The 16,679-nt window shown below is 71.9% G+C and carries 17 protein-coding genes; 4 read left to right on the top strand and 13 right to left on the bottom strand.

The genetic code is table 11. The features are described 5' to 3' along the window. Nucleotides 1-2 precede the first annotated feature (2 nt). Nucleotides 3-725, top strand: coding sequence for a dienelactone hydrolase family protein (locus tag KCH87_RS39320; RefSeq protein WP_210592684.1), 723 nt, complete (start codon nucleotides 3-5; stop codon nucleotides 723-725). Nucleotides 726-802: 77 nt separating this feature from the next. Here the strand turns inward: KCH87_RS39320 and KCH87_RS39315 are convergent, their stop codons facing one another. Continuing rightward, nucleotides 803-1,924 (bottom strand): sensor histidine kinase, encoded by a 1,122-nt coding sequence (locus KCH87_RS39315; protein WP_210592683.1) that lies wholly within the window; start codon nucleotides 1,922-1,924, stop codon nucleotides 803-805. Between the two features lie 76 nt (nucleotides 1,925-2,000). Further along, complete coding sequence (locus tag KCH87_RS39310) at nucleotides 2,001-2,675, bottom strand: response regulator transcription factor (protein ID WP_210592682.1); 675 nt, start codon at nucleotides 2,673-2,675, stop codon at nucleotides 2,001-2,003. A 247-nt stretch (nucleotides 2,676-2,922) separates the two neighbouring features. Between KCH87_RS39310 and KCH87_RS39305 the strand changes: the two genes are divergently transcribed. Next, nucleotides 2,923-4,164: a DUF418 domain-containing protein gene (locus KCH87_RS39305; protein ID WP_210592681.1), complete on the top strand. Its 1,242-nt coding sequence runs from the start codon at nucleotides 2,923-2,925 to the stop codon at nucleotides 4,162-4,164. An 83-nt stretch (nucleotides 4,165-4,247) separates the two neighbouring features. On the opposite strand, the gene KCH87_RS39300 is transcribed toward KCH87_RS39305, so the two are convergent. The 5 genes from KCH87_RS39300 to KCH87_RS39280 form a co-directional block, all read right to left on the bottom strand. Further along, complete coding sequence (locus KCH87_RS39300; protein WP_210592680.1) at nucleotides 4,248-4,574, bottom strand: hypothetical protein; 327 nt, start codon at nucleotides 4,572-4,574, stop codon at nucleotides 4,248-4,250. Nucleotides 4,575-4,761: 187 nt separating this feature from the next. Next, nucleotides 4,762-5,355, bottom strand: a complete 594-nt coding sequence (locus KCH87_RS39295; protein WP_210592679.1) for a DinB family protein — start codon at nucleotides 5,353-5,355, stop codon at nucleotides 4,762-4,764. Between the two features lie 104 nt (nucleotides 5,356-5,459). Further along, a complete protein-coding gene (locus KCH87_RS39290; RefSeq protein ID WP_210592678.1) occupies nucleotides 5,460-6,761 on the bottom strand; it encodes a phytase in 1,302 nt (433 codons plus the stop codon). Nucleotides 6,762-6,936: 175 nt separating this feature from the next. After that, a complete protein-coding gene (locus KCH87_RS39285) occupies nucleotides 6,937-8,145 on the bottom strand; it encodes an ArgE/DapE family deacylase (RefSeq protein WP_210592779.1) in 1,209 nt (402 codons plus the stop codon). Between the two features lie 213 nt (nucleotides 8,146-8,358). After that, nucleotides 8,359-9,288, bottom strand: coding sequence for an SDR family NAD(P)-dependent oxidoreductase (locus KCH87_RS39280; protein WP_210592677.1), 930 nt, complete (start codon nucleotides 9,286-9,288; stop codon nucleotides 8,359-8,361). Nucleotides 9,289-9,390: 102 nt separating this feature from the next. On the opposite strand from KCH87_RS39280, the gene KCH87_RS39275 reads away from it, so the two are divergent. After that, on the top strand, nucleotides 9,391-10,263 hold the full coding sequence (locus KCH87_RS39275; protein WP_210592676.1) for a helix-turn-helix transcriptional regulator: 873 nt from the start codon (nucleotides 9,391-9,393) through the stop codon (nucleotides 10,261-10,263). Nucleotides 10,264-10,292: 29 nt separating this feature from the next. On the opposite strand, the gene KCH87_RS39270 is transcribed toward KCH87_RS39275, so the two are convergent. The 5 genes from KCH87_RS39270 to KCH87_RS39250 all read right to left on the bottom strand — a co-directional run bounded on the left by KCH87_RS39270 (nucleotide 10,293) and on the right by KCH87_RS39250 (nucleotide 14,839). Then, on the bottom strand, nucleotides 10,293-11,696 hold the full coding sequence (locus tag KCH87_RS39270; protein ID WP_210592675.1) for a HAMP domain-containing sensor histidine kinase: 1,404 nt from the start codon (nucleotides 11,694-11,696) through the stop codon (nucleotides 10,293-10,295). Then, nucleotides 11,697-12,413: a response regulator transcription factor gene (locus KCH87_RS39265; RefSeq protein WP_210592674.1), complete on the bottom strand. Its 717-nt coding sequence runs from the start codon at nucleotides 12,411-12,413 to the stop codon at nucleotides 11,697-11,699. 73 nt (nucleotides 12,414-12,486) lie between these two features. Continuing rightward, nucleotides 12,487-13,074, bottom strand: coding sequence for an FMN reductase (locus KCH87_RS39260; RefSeq protein ID WP_210592673.1), 588 nt, complete (start codon nucleotides 13,072-13,074; stop codon nucleotides 12,487-12,489). Further along, nucleotides 13,071-14,156: an LLM class flavin-dependent oxidoreductase gene (locus tag KCH87_RS39255; protein WP_210592672.1), complete on the bottom strand. Its 1,086-nt coding sequence runs from the start codon at nucleotides 14,154-14,156 to the stop codon at nucleotides 13,071-13,073. The genes KCH87_RS39260 and KCH87_RS39255 overlap by 4 nt, the downstream gene beginning before the upstream one ends. Nucleotides 14,157-14,227: 71 nt before the next feature. After that, entirely contained in the window at nucleotides 14,228-14,839 is a 612-nt protein-coding gene (locus tag KCH87_RS39250) for a TIGR03086 family metal-binding protein (protein ID WP_210592671.1), read from the bottom strand. Nucleotides 14,840-14,901: 62 nt separating this feature from the next. On the opposite strand from KCH87_RS39250, the gene KCH87_RS39245 reads away from it, so the two are divergent. After that, nucleotides 14,902-15,735 (top strand): helix-turn-helix domain-containing protein, encoded by an 834-nt coding sequence (locus KCH87_RS39245; RefSeq protein WP_210592670.1) that lies wholly within the window; start codon nucleotides 14,902-14,904, stop codon nucleotides 15,733-15,735. Between the two features lie 6 nt (nucleotides 15,736-15,741). Here KCH87_RS39245 and KCH87_RS39240 read toward each other — a convergent pair whose 3' ends face one another. Beyond that, a complete protein-coding gene (locus KCH87_RS39240; RefSeq protein WP_210592669.1) occupies nucleotides 15,742-16,626 on the bottom strand; it encodes an NADP-dependent oxidoreductase in 885 nt (294 codons plus the stop codon). Between the last annotated feature and the right edge of the window lie 53 nt (nucleotides 16,627-16,679).

The raw sequence follows: 16,679 nt of genomic DNA, 5'->3' as shown, positions 1-16,679 counted from the left end.
CCATGCAGTTCACTTCCGAACAGCGCCTCGACGACGGCGTCCTCGAGCGCGAATTCACCCTCGGCGAGATCCCCGGCACCCTGTGGACGCCTGAATCCGCCGCACCGGCTCCGCTGATCCTGATGGCCCACAACAACGGCCTGCCCAAGAGGGAACCCCGGCTGGTGGCCCGGGCCCGGCACTGCGCGGCGTACGGCTATGCGGTGGCCTCCATCGACGCAGCCGGGTGCGGTGACCGGCCCCGTTCCGCCGCCGACGAGCAGGTCCGCGCCGACCTCCGCCGGGCGATGCAGGGCGGCGAGCCGGTCGACGAGATCTTCGAGTCCCTCGTCGGCCCGCTGGTCGAAAAGGCGGTCCCGGAATGGCGGACCACCCTGGACGCCCTCCTGTCGCTGCCCGAGATCGGCGGACCGGTCGGGTACTCGGGGTGGACCGCCCTCGGCATTCGGCTGGCGGTGGTCGAGCCGCGCATCACGGCCGCCGGTTTCTTCGCCGGGGGTTTCGTGCCCCGCGCCCAGCGCGAGGAGGCCCGGCAGGTCACCATTCCGCTGCTGTTCCTGCTCCAGTGGGACGACGAAGGGAACCCCCGGCAACGGGCCCTGGACCTGTTCGACGCCTTCGGCAGCAAGGAGAAGACGCTGCACGCCAATCTGGGCGGGCACACCGGCACCCCGTGGTTCGAGGCGGAGGACGGGAACCGGTTCTTCGGGCGGCACCTGCGGTGAGGCCGGGCCGTCAGGCCGCATGAGCCAGGGAAACGGCGTTGATCCGTGAGAACTACGGATAGGAGTTTTCGCGGGTCTCAGGCGTCCCCATGCGCCGGAATCCGCAGGCTCACCTCGTAGCCGCCGTCCGGCGTGCGCCCGAATTCGAAGGTGCCGGCGAGGAGTTCGGCGCGTTCCTTGAGGCCGATCAGGCCCTGGTGGGCGCCGGGCAGGGGCAGCGAGGGGCGGGTGGGGGGTGTGTTCGTGACGGTCACGCCGTATGCGTCGGGGTCGTGCCAGAGGTGGACCGTGGCGGTCGCGCCGGGGGCGTGTTTGCGGACGTTGGTGAGGGCTTCCTGGACCGTGCGGTAGACGGCGCGCTGGGCGGTGGTGCTGACGTCCGGGGAGAGGTCACCGGTCAGTTCGGCGTCGATGCCGCTGGTCGTGACGAGCTTGTGCAGGTCGGAGAGGGTCGGCTGCGGGGTGAGCTCGGTGGCCCGGCCGCCGGAGGCCCGCAGCAGGGTGACCATGTGGCGCAGTTCGTCGAGGGTGTCGACGCTGAGCGAGCGGATGGCGCGGGCGCCCTCCTTGAAGTCCGGTTCTTTGGCGGCGACTTGCAGGGCGCCGGCCTGTACGGCGATCAGGCTGACCTGGTGCGAGACGACGTCGTGCATCTCGCGGGCGAGCTGGGCGCGTTCGCGGGCGAGGACGGCCTGGGAGTGCAGCAGGCGTTCGTGTTCGCGGGCTTCCTCGATCTCGGCGAGGCGGCGGGCCAAATCCCGGCGGGCCTGGACCAGTTGGCCCAGCAGGACGGGGGCGGCGGCGGTGGCGAGTGTGTAGAAGAAGTAGACCAGGGTCCACGTGCGCTCGTGCGAGGAGATGTCGTCCAGCGGCCAGGGTGCGGCGGAGGCGACGGCGAACAGCACCGCGCACACGACGAGCAGGCGGCGGTTGCGGGACCGCTCGGCCAGTGTGAACAGGGCCGCGAACGGGGCGACGACGATGTCCAGCATGAGGCTGGCGGGGAGGGTGAGCAGGAAGACCGGAAGCGGGAAGTAGCGTCGTACGGCGAGCGCGGCGCAGCCGAGCGCGACCATGGCCTGCTCGACGGAGCCGCCCTCCCCCAGGTTGACCACGCCGTCCCCGGCCGCGGCCACGACGACCACGGCATCGATGACCGGGGCGGGAATCCGCGCCCACCAGTCTCTGGGCGCGCTCATCGCCCCGGCCCCGAACACCACTGCCCATCACCAAGCAGCCCCACCCGCATCCACGCCCACCAGACGCAACGCGCGCTCATAGCCCCGGCCCCGAACACCACTGCCCATCACCAAGCAGCCCCGCCCGCTGGGCGAGCAGCGCCGCCTGCACCCGGCTGCCGACCCGCAGCTTGGTGAGGATCGCGCTGACGTGGTCCTTGACGGTGCCCGCGCTGAGGTGGATCCGGCTTCCGATGTCGGCGTTGGACAGCCCCTCCGCGATCAGTACGAGGACGTCGCGCTCACGCTCGGTGAGCCGGCCGACGCGGGTGGCCTCCTCGTCGGCGACCGCAGAGGCTCCGGGGTGACTCTGCCAGACGGCACGGGACGCCTTCGGTGACATCACGACCCCGCCTGCCGCCAACGTCCGTACCAGTTGGGCAAGTTGATCGGGCTCGGTGTCCTTGAGCAGGAATCCGGCCGCACCGGAACGCAGCGCGGTCACGATGTACTCGTCGGCGTCGAACGTCGTGAGCATCGCCACCACCGGCGGCTGCGGCAGCGCACGCAGCCGGCGCAGCACGGTCAGCCCGTCGACGTCCGGCATCCGGATGTCGAGGAGCACGACGTCGGGGTCTTCCCGCCGGACGGTGTCGACGGCCTCCGCGCCCGCCGTCGTCGCGACCACCTCGATGTCGTCGGCCGCGCCCAGGATGAGCTTGAAGCCGGACCGCACCAGAGCCTCGTCGTCGACCACCACTACCCGGATCACGCGCCCTGCCTCGTCAGTCACTGGTCGGTGTGCGCACGTCGTCGGCCGCACGTCGGTCTCGATAGTCGATTGTCACCGCTCCGACCGTAGAGCGGGAGCCGCCTCGCGAGGCGGCTCCGGGGAGTGACTCCAGCCACCTGGGGGGAGGGTTCCCGCCGGACGGGGGGAGGCGGTGACCGGACGGCGGGGTGGGACCGGACAGGTGCCGGATACTCCGGCCCCCGGGCCGCTCCCGAGCCTGGGAACCATGACCCAGCACGCAGACGACATGGCGCTCGCGGCGCCGGCCACCGCCCGCCCCGGGGCCTCGGACAACGAACCGCCCAAGACCGCCGGAACGGGCCGAGTCCCGGTGGGCCGTCTGATCGGCGTGGATCTCGCCCGGGGGCTTGCGGTCTTCGGCATGTACGCGGCCCACGTCGGCCCCGACCCGTCCCGGGGCGGCATCACCGGGTACCTCATGGAACTGGCGCACGGCCGCGCCTCCGCGCTGTTCGCCTTCCTGGCCGGCTTCTCGATCATGCTGATCACCGGACGCCGCACCCCGAAGACGGGCCGGGCGGGCCGGCAGGCGGTCGCGAAGGTGGTGATCCGGGCGCTGGTGCTGCTGGTCCTGGGCACCGCGCTCACCCTGGCCGGCACGCCGGTCGAGGTGATCCTCGCCTTCTACGGCCTGTTCTTCCTGCTCGTCCTGCCGCTGTACCGGCTGAGCGCGGGCCCGCTGGCGATCATCGCCGCGGGCAGTGCCCTGGTGCTGCCGCAGGTCCTGTACGTCATCCTGCACGCGCTGCCCGCGGACGGCGCGAGCGGCCTCTGGGCCTGGCCCGCCGACGCCGACGGCATCGTCCCGCTCCTCTTCACCGGCAGCTACCCGGCCCTGGCCTGGGTCCCCTTCGTCATCGCCGGCATGGCGGTGGCCCGCCTCGACCTGACCGCCACCGCCGTACGCATACGCCTGGCGATCACCGGCGTCTCGCTGGCCGTCATCGGCTACGGCGGCTCCTTCCTCGCCCTGCACCTGGTTCCCGGCGCGCTCACGGCACTCAGTCCTCTGGCTTGGGGCGAGGACGGATCGGCCGCGTCCGCCTGGTGGTCCGACACCTGGGGCTACGCCGACGGCAGCACCCCGGCCGGCCTTCTGGTCGCCTCCCCGCACAGCGAGACGACCCTGTCGATCATGGCCAACACCGGCGTGGCGATCGCGGTGCTGGCCGGCTGCCTCGCCGCCGTGGACGCCTTCCCCCGCTTCCACCGCCTCGCCCGCCCGGTGATCGCGGTCGGCTCGATGTCCCTGACCGCCTACGTCTTCCACATCGCCGGCATCCACGTCCTCGGCATCGAGGAACTCCCCGGCCCCACCCTCCACATGCTGCTCGGCTTCATCGCCGCCGTGACCGCGTTCGCCACCCTCTGGTCACGCCACTTCCGCCGCGGCCCCCTGGAGTGGCTGCTCGGCAAGGCCACCAAGCCGGCCGAACTGGTCCGGTGAGCGGGGCCGGCTCCCGCAGCGGTCGACCGGGGGGAAGTGGCATTGGGGGCCCCTTCACGCGCCGAACGCCCGTCGCGGGATCGTCAGCCCTGCCCGGCCAGCACCCCGAGCGCCGCCTCCGCCGAATCCTCTGGCCCCTCCCGCCCGCCGACGCACACCTCGACGTACCGCGTTCCGCTCGCCGCGTGGCGTGCACGCACCGTTGGCACGCCCTCATCGGCGCACGGGACGATCGCCACGATGCCGTTGCGGGCGAGCACCTCGGCCATCAGGCCGATGCGTTCGGCATCCGTGTCATGGTCGTTGAGCCGGTCGAGCACCTCGACCCGGCGCTGTCCGGCCAGCAGTCGTTCGGCCAGCGCATAGGCGGCCGCGCGCCGGTCGGCCACCGACGGCCCGGTCACCCACACCGTCGCTCCCGGACACGTACATCGGCACTTCACATCGGACATGTCGCGCAACACGGATACCTCCAGAGACGCGGCGCCGCCGGAACCTCACGCTCCCATTGGGCGCTTGACCATACTGTGGCCTATCCCTGGTCTCACCATGGGGAGCGGATGAGTTTCTCCTGAGACGCAGCGCCCCGGATCCCGGTCACGCGTCGCCGTCGGCCTCCTGGGCCGCGCGCTCCAGTCGGCTTCGATGGTTCTCCCAGAATGCCGAGTCGCCGGACGGCAGGCTGTCGTTGCCCTTGTTCATGCCGGCGGCGCCGTCCGTGAGCTCCCGGATGATGTCCGCGTGCCCGGCGTGCCGGTGCGTGTCGGCGATCACGCGGACCGCGGCATGGTGCAACGTCACCTCGTCCCTGCCGCTGGGCCACCACGGCACCCTGCCGACCGTGTCCAGCGCCAGCGCGTCGATCGTCGCGTCCGCGTGCGCCCACGCCCGGCGGTAGAGCTCCACGATCTGCTCGCGTGACTCGTCGGCGGTGGCCCACATGTCCGCGTTGGGCTCGGCACCGTCCTCGATCCAGGGCAACGGCTCGCCGGACGGCCGTCCGAACGTGTCGCCGAGATAGCCCAGTTCCACAGTGGCGACGTGTTTCACCAGGCCCAGGAGGTTGGTGCCGGTCGGCGTCCGTGGGCGGCGGATGTCGTACTCCGAGAGTCCTTCGAGCTTCCACAGCAGGGCATCACGGGCGGACTGGAGGTAGAAGTGCAGGTCGGCCTTGGCATCGGATGCGGTCATGGGGCCAGTCTGCTGCGGGCGCGATCTTTGTTCACCGGCTTTTCCGTACGGTCGTACGGCCGCCGGACGGTACCCGGCGGCCGTACACGACCAACCTCACGACCTCACATGTCGGCGGCGTCCACCACCGCGCCGAGGTCGACGAACTTGAAGCCGGTGGCCGTACGGTCCTCCGCGGCCGGGGTCTCGGCGCCGTCCTGGACGACGAGCAGGCCGCGCGGGTAGCGGCTGCCCAGCGGGGCGTTGAGGATGGCGGCGCCGTCGCACTCCTCGACACTGTCGAGCGTCGACGACGCGGCGCCGACCTTGAACCCGCCCTCGTACTCGTTCCGTTCGCCGACCTCACGGTCGTACAGGGCGAAGGTGTTGTCGCCCTGGCTGGAGGCGAGGAGGTAGCCGTCGCCGTCCCGCTCCTGGAAGAGCGTCAGGCCCTCGACGTCGGCCGACAGATGCTTGCCGCCGAAGCCGGGGTCGGCGCCCGGTGTGCACTCCTCGGTCGCCTCGTCGTACGTGCCCGGGACGCCGTACTCCTTGGTCTTGTCCAGCAGGACGGGCGTGCCGGTGAGGTCGGCGCGCAGCCGCCAGATGCCGATGTCCTCCTGTCCGGCGTACAGCGTGCCGGTGGCCGGGTCGACGACCATGCCCTCGACCTGCGGGAGTTCACCGGGCTCCAGGCAGGGGTTCCAGGTGGTGCCGTCGGGCAGGCGGAAGGAGGAGGGGAGGTCGAGGGTGCGGACCTTGCGGTAGCCGACCTTGCCGTCGGCGGCGGGGAGGAGTTCGAGGAGGGCGAGGCGGGTGCGTTCCCGCTGGCTGACCAGGGCGTACGTACGGCCGGTGCGCCCGTCCTGCCACGTCGCCAGCCCGTACGTGGTGCGCTGGTCGTTGATCTCGCCCTGGTCGGCGGAGAACACCGGGGCGGCCGCCGGGTCGGTGATGTCCGTGAGCGGGGCGCCCGGGCGGGAGGCGTCGACGCGGTAGATCCGCAGCCGGTCGTTGCCGCGGTCGCTGACCACGGCGACGTCGGCCCGGCCGGCCGGGGTGCGCAGGCCGGTGACGAGGTCGACGTTGTTGTACCGGCCCGGCGCGTCGTCCGCCGACGGCGGCTTCGGGGCGGCGATCGACTGCACCAGGTGCGCGTCCAGGTCGTAGACCCGCAGCCCGCCCTCCTTGGCGGTCGCCATGACGAGGCTGCGCCCGGGGTCGGCGGGGTTCCGCCAGATCGCCGGGTCGTCCGCGTCGGCGTTCCCGCCGGCCTCGTCGTCGAAGAGCGGGGCGGACTCGCTGCGCGCGGTCACCACCGGCAGCCCGGCCCCGGCCCCGGCGGGGGCCGCCGCGAGGAGGGTGGCCAGTGCGGTGCCGGCGGCGAGGGCGGCGGCTCTGTGTGCGGCGCGGGGCGTCGTTCTCACGGGCGCTTCCTTACGTCGGGAATGTCGAGGACATGCCGATAGTGGGTGAGGAAGTTGGCGTCCAGAGGGACGTCGGCTGTCCGGAAGGCGTCGCAAGTGCCCTACGGGGAGGCCGAGTTGGTGTGGAGCACCCCAACTCTCGCCCTGCGCTCCCACCCGGACGACTCCCGCCCCGTCACTTCACCCCGACCGTCCGCAACACCGCCACCGCCAACGTCCGCGCCACCTCCACCACTTCGCGCACGGACACGTACTCCCGCGCACTGTGCGCCACCGCAATGTCCCCCGGCCCGTACTGCAAGGTCGGCACCCCGGCCCCGGCGTACAGCCGCAGATCGCTGCCGTACGGCGCCCCGCGTTCCCGCAGACCCGAGTCACCGCCGACCGCGTCGGCGTAGGCGGCGCGGATCGCATCCGGAAGGGGATGCCCCGGCGCCAGCCGCCCGCTGGCGAACTGCCCACCCGGCCATGTCACCGTCGCCGGATGATCCCGCAGCCACGGGTCGGCGGCACACACCTCGGCGACGCGGCGTTCGAGGGAGGCCCGCGCCTCGGCGGGGTCCTCCCCGAGCCGTACCCCCAACCGCCCCTCGGCGACGAGCAGATCGGGCACGCTGCTCGCCCAGTCGCCGGCCTGGAGGGTGCCGACGGAGAGGGCGTACGGGATGGGGTACTCGGCCATGAGGGGGTCGGGGTCGGTGTTGCGGGCGGCCTCCAGGCCGGCCAGCGCCCGGTGCAATGTCACATACGTGTCGATCGCGCTGACACCCCGCTCCCGCGAACTCGCATGCGCCGCCTTGCCGGGCACCGCGATCCGGAAGGTCAGCGCACCCGCGTTCGCGGTGACCAGGGTCCCGGCGGTCGGCTCACCGATGACGCAGACGTCCCCGCGATACCCCCGCTGCAACGTCCCGAACGCACCGAGCCCCCCGTCCTCCTCCCCCACCACGAAGTGCGCAGCGATCTGCCCTCGCAACCGCACCCCGCTGGCCCGTATCGCCCCCAGCACAGCAAGATGCGCCGCCAGCCCGGCCTTCATGTCACAGGCCCCGCGCCCGTGCACAACATCGCCGACGACCCGCGGCACGAAGGGATCCCCCTCCCACGCGGCCGGATCCCCCGCCGGCACGACATCAACATGCCCCTGCAACACGAACTCCGGACCGTCACCCCCATCCACCGTCCGCCCGACCAGCCCCCAAGCCTCCTCGCGCGGCGCCTCCGACCCGGGAAAGCCGGGATGCTCCCGCAGCGCGCCCAGATCCAACGGCCACAGGTCAACATCCAGCCCGAGCCGCTCCAACCGCCCCGCCATCTGATGCTGCAACTCCGACTCAGCCGCACTCCCGGTCACACTCGGAACAGCGATCAACTCAAGCAACATCCGGGCAACGACGCCCTCATCGATCTCCGAGAGCACCAAGGCTTCTTCACGACTCAACACGCGGCGGAATCCCTTCCAAGGGGCGGACCAGCGCCCCTTCAGGGGCGCGGGGCTGTATCGATATGCGGCTGCGCCGCGTGGGCGCGACCAGCCCCATCAAACCCGCACCCGCCAACGAACAGAAAGCCCCGCCCCAGAGCGCGCGCTTTCGAATCAGCCCGGCCTACCCGCTCCTTCAAGAAGCTGCGCGGTAGCCACCCACAGCCGCCGCTCCCGCTCGCGATCCTCGGCCACGGGCCGCACCTCTCTCACCACATCCCGAACGACAAACGCACCATCGCGCAGATGCGCCCACCTGCCATCGAGCGCGACCGACGCCAGCGCGGGCCCGGAGCGTTCCGGAGTGGAGACCCCGGGCAGGCGCGCCAGGCCACGCGAGATCGCCTGGACGGCCGCCGGCGTACCCCGGCCCAGTGCGGTGCCAGGCATCCAGCCGGGTTCGAACACCGAGACGTTGATGCTGGGCCCGGTGTGGCGCTGGAGTTCATGGGCGTAGTAAAGGATCGCCAGCTTGGCGTTGGAGTAGGCGACACCGGAAGCCTTCATGCCCGGCTTCCTCTCTCCGGTCACGGGCCGGGCGATCTCGACTGGGTCGCGCCACTTCGCCTCGGGCACGCCCATGAGCCGCCGCCAGACATTGGCGTGGTAGGTGTTCGAGCCGAGCAGCACGATCCGGGCGGGCTCGGCGAGCGAGCCGAGCAGGTCGCCGATGAGCTGGGCGTGCGCGAGGTAATTCACGGCGAAGGTCATCTCGTAGCCGTCGGCGGAGGCGGCACGGGTGTCGGCCGACATCAGGCCGGCGTTGGCGACCAGCGCGTGCAGCGGCCGTACCGCTTCGGCGTCGAGCAGGTCCCGTACGGTGGCCGCCGCGGCCCGTACGTCGGCAAGCCGGGACAGGTCGCAGGCGATCGCGTGGACCCTCGCCCCGCGCGCACGGACCTCGTCGGCGACGTCCATGAGTGCCTTACCGCCACGGCCCACCAGCAGCAGGTCGGGACGTTCGCCGTCCGGGCGGTCCGCCATCGCCAGGGCGGCGGACCGGCCCAGGCCCCGGGTCGGGCCCGTGATCAGTGTCGTTGTCATGAGTCGAGCGTCGGAGAACGAAGGACGGTCAGCCAGTCGTCCCGTTGTCGTAGGAATGCCAGGGCCAGGACACCGTCGGCACCTCCACGCACACTGGAACGCATGGAGTCATGGGAGTTCGGCCGGATGGTGCGCCGCTGTCGTGATCGCATGGCGCCCGAGACCGTCGGCGTTCCGGCCGGACGGCGCCGCCGGGCGACCGGGCTCCGACGCGAGGAACTGGCCGGGCTCGCCGGGATCTCGCCCGACTATCTGACCCGGCTGGAGCAGGGGCGGGCGACCGCGCCCTCGGCGCAGGTGGTGGAGGCGCTCGCGCAGGCGCTGCGGCTGTCCGACCCGGAGCGCGACCTCCTGTTCCGGCTGGCCGGCCAGACTGCTCCCGGGCCCGGCGTCGTGCCGACGCGCGTCACGCCGAGCGTGCAGCGGCTGCTCGACCGGCTGGCCTGCACCCCGGTCGCCGTGTACGACGCCTGCTGGACACTCGTGCTCGCCAACGCGCCCTACGACGCGCTCATGGGCGACACGTCGGCCTGGCGCGGGATCGAACGCAACGCCATCTGGCGCAACCTCGTGGGACCCGGGACCCGCGTCGTACACACCGCGGGAGAACAGGCCGATCACGAGGCGCGGCTCGTCGCCGACCTGCGTCTGACCGCCTCCCGGTATCCCGCCGATCGAGCGCTCCGGCAGCTCATCGGTGAACTCGCGGGCATGAGCCCCCGCTTCGCCGAACTCTGGGATTCCGACGCCCCGGCTCCGCTCCCGGACCCGTCACGACACAAGGTGATCGGTCATCCGGCGGTCGGCCGGATCACGCTGGACTGCGACCCGCTCATCGTCGCCCTGGACGATCTGCGCATCACGGTCTACACCGCCGAGCCCGGCACCGAGGACGCCGAGCGCCTCGCACTCGCCATCGCTCTGGGCACCCAGACGCTCGTCGAACAGACCCATGGCGATGGCCGGGGCGCGTAGTCGGTTGTGATCAAGGGGCGCCCGTCAGCTCAGCCCCGATCATGCCCGCCCACGGTGAACCCGATCACCGACCCGCCTCCCTCCCGCCGAAAGGCGAACGGCGCACCCCCATGCGCCAACGCCACCTCCCGCACGATCGACAACCCCAGCCCGGACCCCGGCAGGGCCCGCGCATCCGCAGCACGGTAGAACCGGTCGAAGATCCGCATCAGGTCCTCGTCCGCGATACCGGACCCGCGATCGAGGATCTCGACCCGGATGGTGCCGGGCCGGGCGGGCCCCGAGACGGCGATCTCGATCGGCGCCGAGCCCTCCCGGTCGAACTTCGCCGCGTTCTCGACGAGGTTGGACAGCGCGCGTTGCAGCATCGCCGGCCGCCCGTCCGTCGTCGTGTCGCCGCTCGCCCGCACCACGATCTCCCGCGCGGTGCGTCGCCGCGCCAGCACGGCGACGTCCTCCGCGATGTCGGCGAGATCGACGCGCTGCGGCGGTTCCGTGTCCGACTGCCCGGCCGCCAGGTCCACCAACTCATTGACGAGATCGGTCAGTTCACGCGCCTCCTGACCGAGATCGGCGACCAGCTCGTCCCGCGTCTCGGTCGGCAGCTCATCGATCCGCCTCAACAAAGAAATGTTCGTACGCAACGATGTCAGCGGCGTCCGCAGCTCGTGCCCCGCGTCCTGCACCAGCCGCCGCTGGTCCTCCTCGGACTGGGCGAGGCGCCCCAGCATGCGATCGAAGGCGCGGCCCAGGCGGCCCACCTCGTCATAGCCGGTGACGGGGACCTGGATGCCGAGCCGCCGGGTGCGGGCGACGTCCTCGGCGGCGGAGGTGAGGATGACGAGGCGGCGGGTGATGCGGCGGGCCAGCCACCAGCCGAACAGCCCGGCGCCGACGACGACCGCGGCCATCAGGATCAGCGTCCGCTGCTGAAGCGCCCGCAGCAGATCCTCGGTGTCGCTGAACTCCTGCGCCACCTGCACCGCACCCCGCCCGCCGCCGAGCGCGACGGTCGCGACCCGGTACACGTCGTTCCCGACGTCGACGTCCGCGTGCTCGGTCAGCGCCCCGGCGGCGGAGCGGGCGGCGATCCGCCGGTCGGCGTCGGTGACGGGCAGCCCCGGTCTCCCCGGGTCGACCACGGCACCGTCCGGCCCCAGCACCTGCACATCGGTCCGGGCGGGCCGTACGAGATCATGTCCCGGCGCCGACGACGAGAAGTCGCCCGGCGTCATCCGGTCCTGCTCCAGCGTGTCCCGCAGATCCTGTACGACCTCGTCGAACACGGTCTGCTGGTCCACGCGGACGAGCCGGGCGGCGGCGCCGTACGACAGGATGCCGACCAGGACGGTGACCGCGGCGGTCACGGCCGCGAACGACACCGCGAACGTCGTCCGCAGCGACAGCAGCCGCAGCCGCCGGGGCCGGACCACTCAGTCCTCCCGCAGCACGTAACCCACGCCCCGCACCGTGTGGATCAGCTGCGGAGCGCTCGGCTGGTCGAGCTTGCGGCGCAGATAGCCGACGTAGACGGCGAGGTTCTTGGAGCCGGGCCCGAAGTCGTAGCCCCAGATACGGTCGTAGATCGTGGAGTGGTCGAGCACGATCCCGGCGTTGCGCACCAGCAGCTCCAGCAGCTCGAACTCGGTGCGCGTCAGCTCCAGCTCCCGCTGCCCACGCCACGCCCGCCGCGCCCGTACGTCCATCCGCAGCCCGGCGGCCTCCAGGAGCCGCTCGGGAAGCTGCGGCTCCGCGGCTTTCGCCGGCACCTCGACGGGAGCCGCACTGGTCCTGCGCAGCAGCGCCCGCAGCCGCGCGAAGACCTCCTCGACGTCGAACGGCTTGACGACATAGTCGTCGGCGCCCGCATCCAGTCCCGCGATCCGGTCCTGCGTCTCCACGAGCGCCGTCAGCATCAGGATCGGCGTCCGGTCCCCCTCCGCCCGCAGCACCCGGCACACCTGAAGACCGTCGATCCCCGGCATCATCACATCCAGCACCAGCACGTCCGGCGGCGTGCGATGCGCCTGCGCCAGCGCCTCCACCCCGTCAGCGACCGCGGTGACCTGGTAGCCCTCCAGAGTCAGGGCCCGTTCCAGGGCGTGACGGATGGCGCGGTCGTCTTCGGCGAGCAGAACAGTCTGGGGCACCAGACCAGTGTGGCAAAGCCCGGGGATCGTACGACCTGATGAGCGGGCCCGGGCGATCCTTCTTACTGACGTCTCACCCTGCCGGACGCAACGCCGCAAGCTGCTGCTCGAACGGAACGATCTCGTCCGTGGCGGGCCGTGCCGCTTTCGGGGCCCCGGTCATGAGCCCCGCCAGCTCCCCCGCCGCCCGCTCGATCCGCCCGTCCAGACCGTCCGCGCCCCAGTCCTCCGAGGCGGCGTACACGGCGGTCGGGACGACGATGGCCCGGAGATAGGAGAAGAGGGGGCGCAGGGCGTGCTCCAGGACCAGGGAGTGGCGGGCGCTGCCGCCCGTCGCCGCGATCAGCACCGGCTTGCCCGCGAGCGCGTCCGGGTCGATCACGTCGAAGAAGGACTTGAACAGTCCGCTGTACGACGCCGAGAAGACGGGGGTGACGACGATCAGCCCGTCGGCCCCGGTCACGGCGTCGATCGCGGCGGACAGGTTCCGCCCGGGGAAGCCGCTGGTGAAGTTGTGCGCGATCTCGACGGCGAGTTCGCGCAGCTCCACCACCTGGACGTCGGCAGGGGAGGTCCGGTCGACGGCCGCGGCCAGCCGGTCGGCCAGCAGCCGGGTGGACGACGGGACGCTCAGCCCCGCCGAGACGACGACGAGCTTCATACGGTGGTCACCTCCTGAGAAGCCTTGAGAGAAGCGTGGGTCGGCGCGTCCGGCACATCCGCGGAGCGCACCGCGGCGAACTCCTTGCGCAGCACCGGCACGACCTCCTCGCCCAGCATGTCGAGCTGCTCCAGCACGGTCTTCAGCGGCAGCCCGGCGTGGTCCAGCAGGAACAGCTGGCGCTGGTAGTCCCCGGCGTAGTCGCGGAAGCTCAGCGTCTTCTCGATCACCTGCTGCGGCGAGCCGACGGTCAGCGGGGTCTGGTCGGTGAAGTCCTCGAGGGAGGGCCCGTGACCGTAGACCGGCGCGTTGTCGAAGTAGGGCCGGAACTCGCGGACGGCGTCCTGCGAGTTGCGGCGCATGAACACCTGCCCGCCGAGCCCGACGATCGCCTGCTCGGGCGTGCCGTGTCCGTAGTGGGCGTACCGGGTCCGGTACAGCTCGACCATCTGCTTGGTGTGGTCGGCCGGCCAGAAGATGTTGTTGTGGAAGAAGCCGTCGCCGTAGTACGCGGCCTGCTCGGCGATCTCGGGCGAGCGGATCGAGCCGTGCCAGACGAAGGGCGGTACGCCGTCCAGCGGGCGGGGCGTGGAGGTGAACCCCTGAAGGGGCGTGCGGAACTTCCCCTCCCAGTTCACGACGGACTCGCGCCACAGCCGGTGCAGCAGGGCGTAGTTCTCGATGGCGAGGTTGATGCCCTGCCGGATGTCCTGACCGAACCAGGGATACACCGGGCCGGTGTTGCCGCGGCCCATCATCAGGTCCACGCGGCCGTCCGCGAGCTGCTGGAGCATCGCGAAGTCCTCGGCGATCTTCACCGGGTCGTTGGTGGTGATGAGCGTGGTGGAGGTGGAGAGCACCAGCCGCTCGGTCCGCGCCGCGATGTAGCCGAGCATCGTGGTCGGCGAGGAGGGCACGAAGGGCGGGTTGTGGTGCTCGCCGGTCGCGAAGACGTCGAGCCCGACCTCCTCGGCCTTCAGCGCGATGGCGACCATGGCCTTGATGCGCTCGCGCTCGGTCGGCGTACGGCCGTTCGTCGGGTCCGGCGTGACATCGCCGACGCTGAAGATCCCGAACTGCATGGTCGCTCATCCTCCGGATTGTTGATGGTTCAACTATACCGGAGAACGGCGCCCCCGCGCCTCCTATTCCCTCACACCGCCGACACCCAGTACGGGTCCCGCCCGGTCTGTGCGAGCAGCCGCTCGAAGGGCGACGCATCCGCCCCCACCGGCACCGGATCCGCGAACACGCCCGTCGTCCGGGCGGTCGGCGCGAGCGTGGCGACCGTGCCCGACAACTGCTCGACGACCGGCTCCGCCCAGCCGGCCACCGGATACTCCTGGCCCGTGGCGCGCGCCAGGTCCCACACATGCACGGTCAGGTCGAGCAGCGCCATCGAGCCGACGAGCCTCGCGGGCATCTGCCACGCCCCGGCCACACCGTCCTCGGCACCCGGCGCGGACCAGGCCGTCACGAGCCGGTCCGCCTCGCCCGCGAACCGCTCGCGCCAGTCCGGACCCGCGCCGACCCGGTCAGGGGTCGAGGCGAAGTCCGACTCCCCCTTGGCGGCCAGCTTCTGAAACTCCACGACCACCTGGAAGAGGTGGTTGACCAGGGACTTCACGTCGTATTCGGCGCACGGCGTGGGTGCGGCGAGCGCCGAATCGGGCACCGCCACCAGCACCGGAACGGCCCGGTCACGGGCCATGCCGAGCAGCTCGCCCACGCCGTACTTGCTCTCCTGCATGCTCTCGATGTCCATACTCCGACCGTAGGGACGCCAGGGCCTGCCCCGCTTGAAGAAACGCGACGTACGATCCGGCCATGGCCGCACCCCGCCGCGACACCCGCGGGATCGTCGACCCGGCAGCGCTGCTGACCCGTGTGCGGTTCCGCCGCCACCGGCCCGCCGAGCCGCTGCGCCGGTACGTCGAGACGTACTGGTTCATCGACTGGGACCTGCCCGGGCCCTACGCCTCACATGTCGTCCCGCACCCCTCGGTGAACCTCACCTTCCAGTGGGACGAGGAAGAAGGTCCGCCGTACGGCGAGGTGACCGGCATCCCGCTGGGCCTGTTCACCAGGAAGCTGACCGGGCGGGGGCGGGTGTGCGGGGCGAAGTTCCGCCCCGGCGGCTTCCGCCCGTACGCACCCGACGCACCGGCGTCGCACTGGACGGGCCGCGCGCTGCCCGCCGGGGAGGTGTTCCCGCAGGCCACACCCGACACGGCCCGTTCGATCGTGGGCCCGGCCGACGACGCAGCCCGGCTGACCGCCCTCGACGCCTTCCTGCTCTCCCTCGCCCCCACGCCCGACCCGCAGGCCGACCTCGCCATGGACCTCGTCCAGCGCATCCGCGCCGACCGCACCGTGCGCCGCGTCGGCGACTTCGCCCACACGCAAGGCCTCTCGGTGCGAGCGCTGCAACGGCTCTTCTCGGCGTACGTCGGAACCACCCCGAAGTGGGTGATCCTCCGCTACCGCATCCACGAGGCCCTGGAACTCGCTGGCGCCCGACGCGACGTCGACTGGTCCGCCCTCGCCGCCGACCTCGGCTACGCCGACCAGGCCCACCTGGTACGGGACTTCACCGGCACGATCGGCGTCCCACCGACGACGTACGCGGCGAGCGCGCGCTCCGACGGCGACGCGAACTGAGGCGGGCTACGGGACCAGCACGATCCGCCCCCGCATCCCGCCCTCCGCCAGCCGGGCGTGCGCCTTGGCTGCCTCGTCCAGGGGGTACGTCCCGGCGACGCGCAGCGTCAGCACGCCCTCCTCCACGAGCGCGGCCAGTTCCGCGAGGCGTGCACCGTCGGCGACGACCCCGAGCTCGGCGACCCGGATGCCGCGCACGGACGCCGGTGCGGTCCCGGGGATGACGCCGACGTAGGCACCGCCGTCCCGCACCCGCTCCAGGGCCGCCGCGCCGAGGATCGCCGCGTCGAGCACCGCGTCGAAGCCGCCCCCGTCACCGGTCGTGAAGTGGGCCGCGCCCAGGGACCGTACGAACTCCTCGTCCGCCTCCCGGGCCATCCCGGTCACCGATATCCCGCGGTGGGCGGCGAGTTGGACGGCGTACCCGCCGACCGCGCCCGCGGCGCCCGTCACCAGCAGAGACCGCTCCGGCGTCAACTCCAGCTGATCCAGGGCCTGTACGGCGGCCAGGGCGTTCAGCGGAAGCGTGGCGGCGTGTACGGCGTCGACCCCCGCCGGCGCCTTCGCCACCGCGTCCGTGTCCACGACCACGTACTCGGCGTGTGTGCCCAGCGGCTTCACCGGGCCGTGATGCAGGGCCACCACCTCGTCGCCGACGCTCCAAGCGCTCCCCGCGTCGGTTGCGTCGACGGTACCGGCGACGTCCCAGCCGAGGCCGATCCGCTCGCCGTCGCCGCCGAAGACGCCCGAGCGCGCCCCGGCATCCACCGGGTTCAGCGCGGCCGCGGCGACCTTGATCCGCACCTGTCGCGCGGCGGGCTCCGGTACCACGGTCTCCACGACCTCCACGGCCTCGGGCCCGCCGAAGGTCGTCACCACAACAGCTCGCATGACTGACAACTCCCAAGTGTCACTGCTGGCCGGGGTATCTCCCCTGCTGCAAC

The sequence above is a fragment of the Streptomyces sp. GESEQ-35 genome (assembly GCF_017948485.1).
In the GTDB taxonomy this organism is placed as follows: domain Bacteria; phylum Actinomycetota; class Actinomycetes; order Streptomycetales; family Streptomycetaceae; genus Streptomyces.
The sequence above is the reverse complement of the archived record's forward strand: the minus strand, read 5'-3'. Positions and strand labels throughout refer to the sequence as shown.

What these genes read in the sequence shown, in the direction of transcription:
- KCH87_RS39315 (WP_210592683.1), bottom strand. Translation starts at nt 1,924, where the DNA reads ATGAGCGCGCCCAGAGACTGGTGGGCGCGGATTCCCGCCCCGGTCATC.
- KCH87_RS39320 (WP_210592684.1), top strand. Translation starts at nt 3, where the DNA reads ATGCAGTTCACTTCCGAACAGCGCCTCGACGACGGCGTCCTCGAGCGC.
- KCH87_RS39250 (WP_210592671.1), bottom strand. Translation starts at nt 14,839, where the DNA reads ATGGACATCGAGAGCATGCAGGAGAGCAAGTACGGCGTGGGCGAGCTG.
- KCH87_RS39255 (WP_210592672.1), bottom strand. Translation starts at nt 14,156, where the DNA reads ATGCAGTTCGGGATCTTCAGCGTCGGCGATGTCACGCCGGACCCGACG.
- KCH87_RS39245 (WP_210592670.1), top strand. Translation starts at nt 14,902, where the DNA reads ATGGCCGCACCCCGCCGCGACACCCGCGGGATCGTCGACCCGGCAGCG.
- KCH87_RS39305 (WP_210592681.1), top strand. Translation starts at nt 2,923, where the DNA reads ATGACCCAGCACGCAGACGACATGGCGCTCGCGGCGCCGGCCACCGCC.
- KCH87_RS39285 (WP_210592779.1), bottom strand. Translation starts at nt 8,145, where the DNA reads ATGTTGCTTGAGTTGATCGCTGTTCCGAGTGTGACCGGGAGTGCGGCT.
- KCH87_RS39275 (WP_210592676.1), top strand. Translation starts at nt 9,391, where the DNA reads ATGGAGTCATGGGAGTTCGGCCGGATGGTGCGCCGCTGTCGTGATCGC.
- KCH87_RS39240 (WP_210592669.1), bottom strand. Translation starts at nt 16,626, where the DNA reads ATGCGAGCTGTTGTGGTGACGACCTTCGGCGGGCCCGAGGCCGTGGAG.
- KCH87_RS39295 (WP_210592679.1), bottom strand. Translation starts at nt 5,355, where the DNA reads ATGACCGCATCCGATGCCAAGGCCGACCTGCACTTCTACCTCCAGTCC.
- KCH87_RS39260 (WP_210592673.1), bottom strand. Translation starts at nt 13,074, where the DNA reads ATGAAGCTCGTCGTCGTCTCGGCGGGGCTGAGCGTCCCGTCGTCCACC.
- KCH87_RS39280 (WP_210592677.1), bottom strand. Translation starts at nt 9,288, where the DNA reads ATGACAACGACACTGATCACGGGCCCGACCCGGGGCCTGGGCCGGTCC.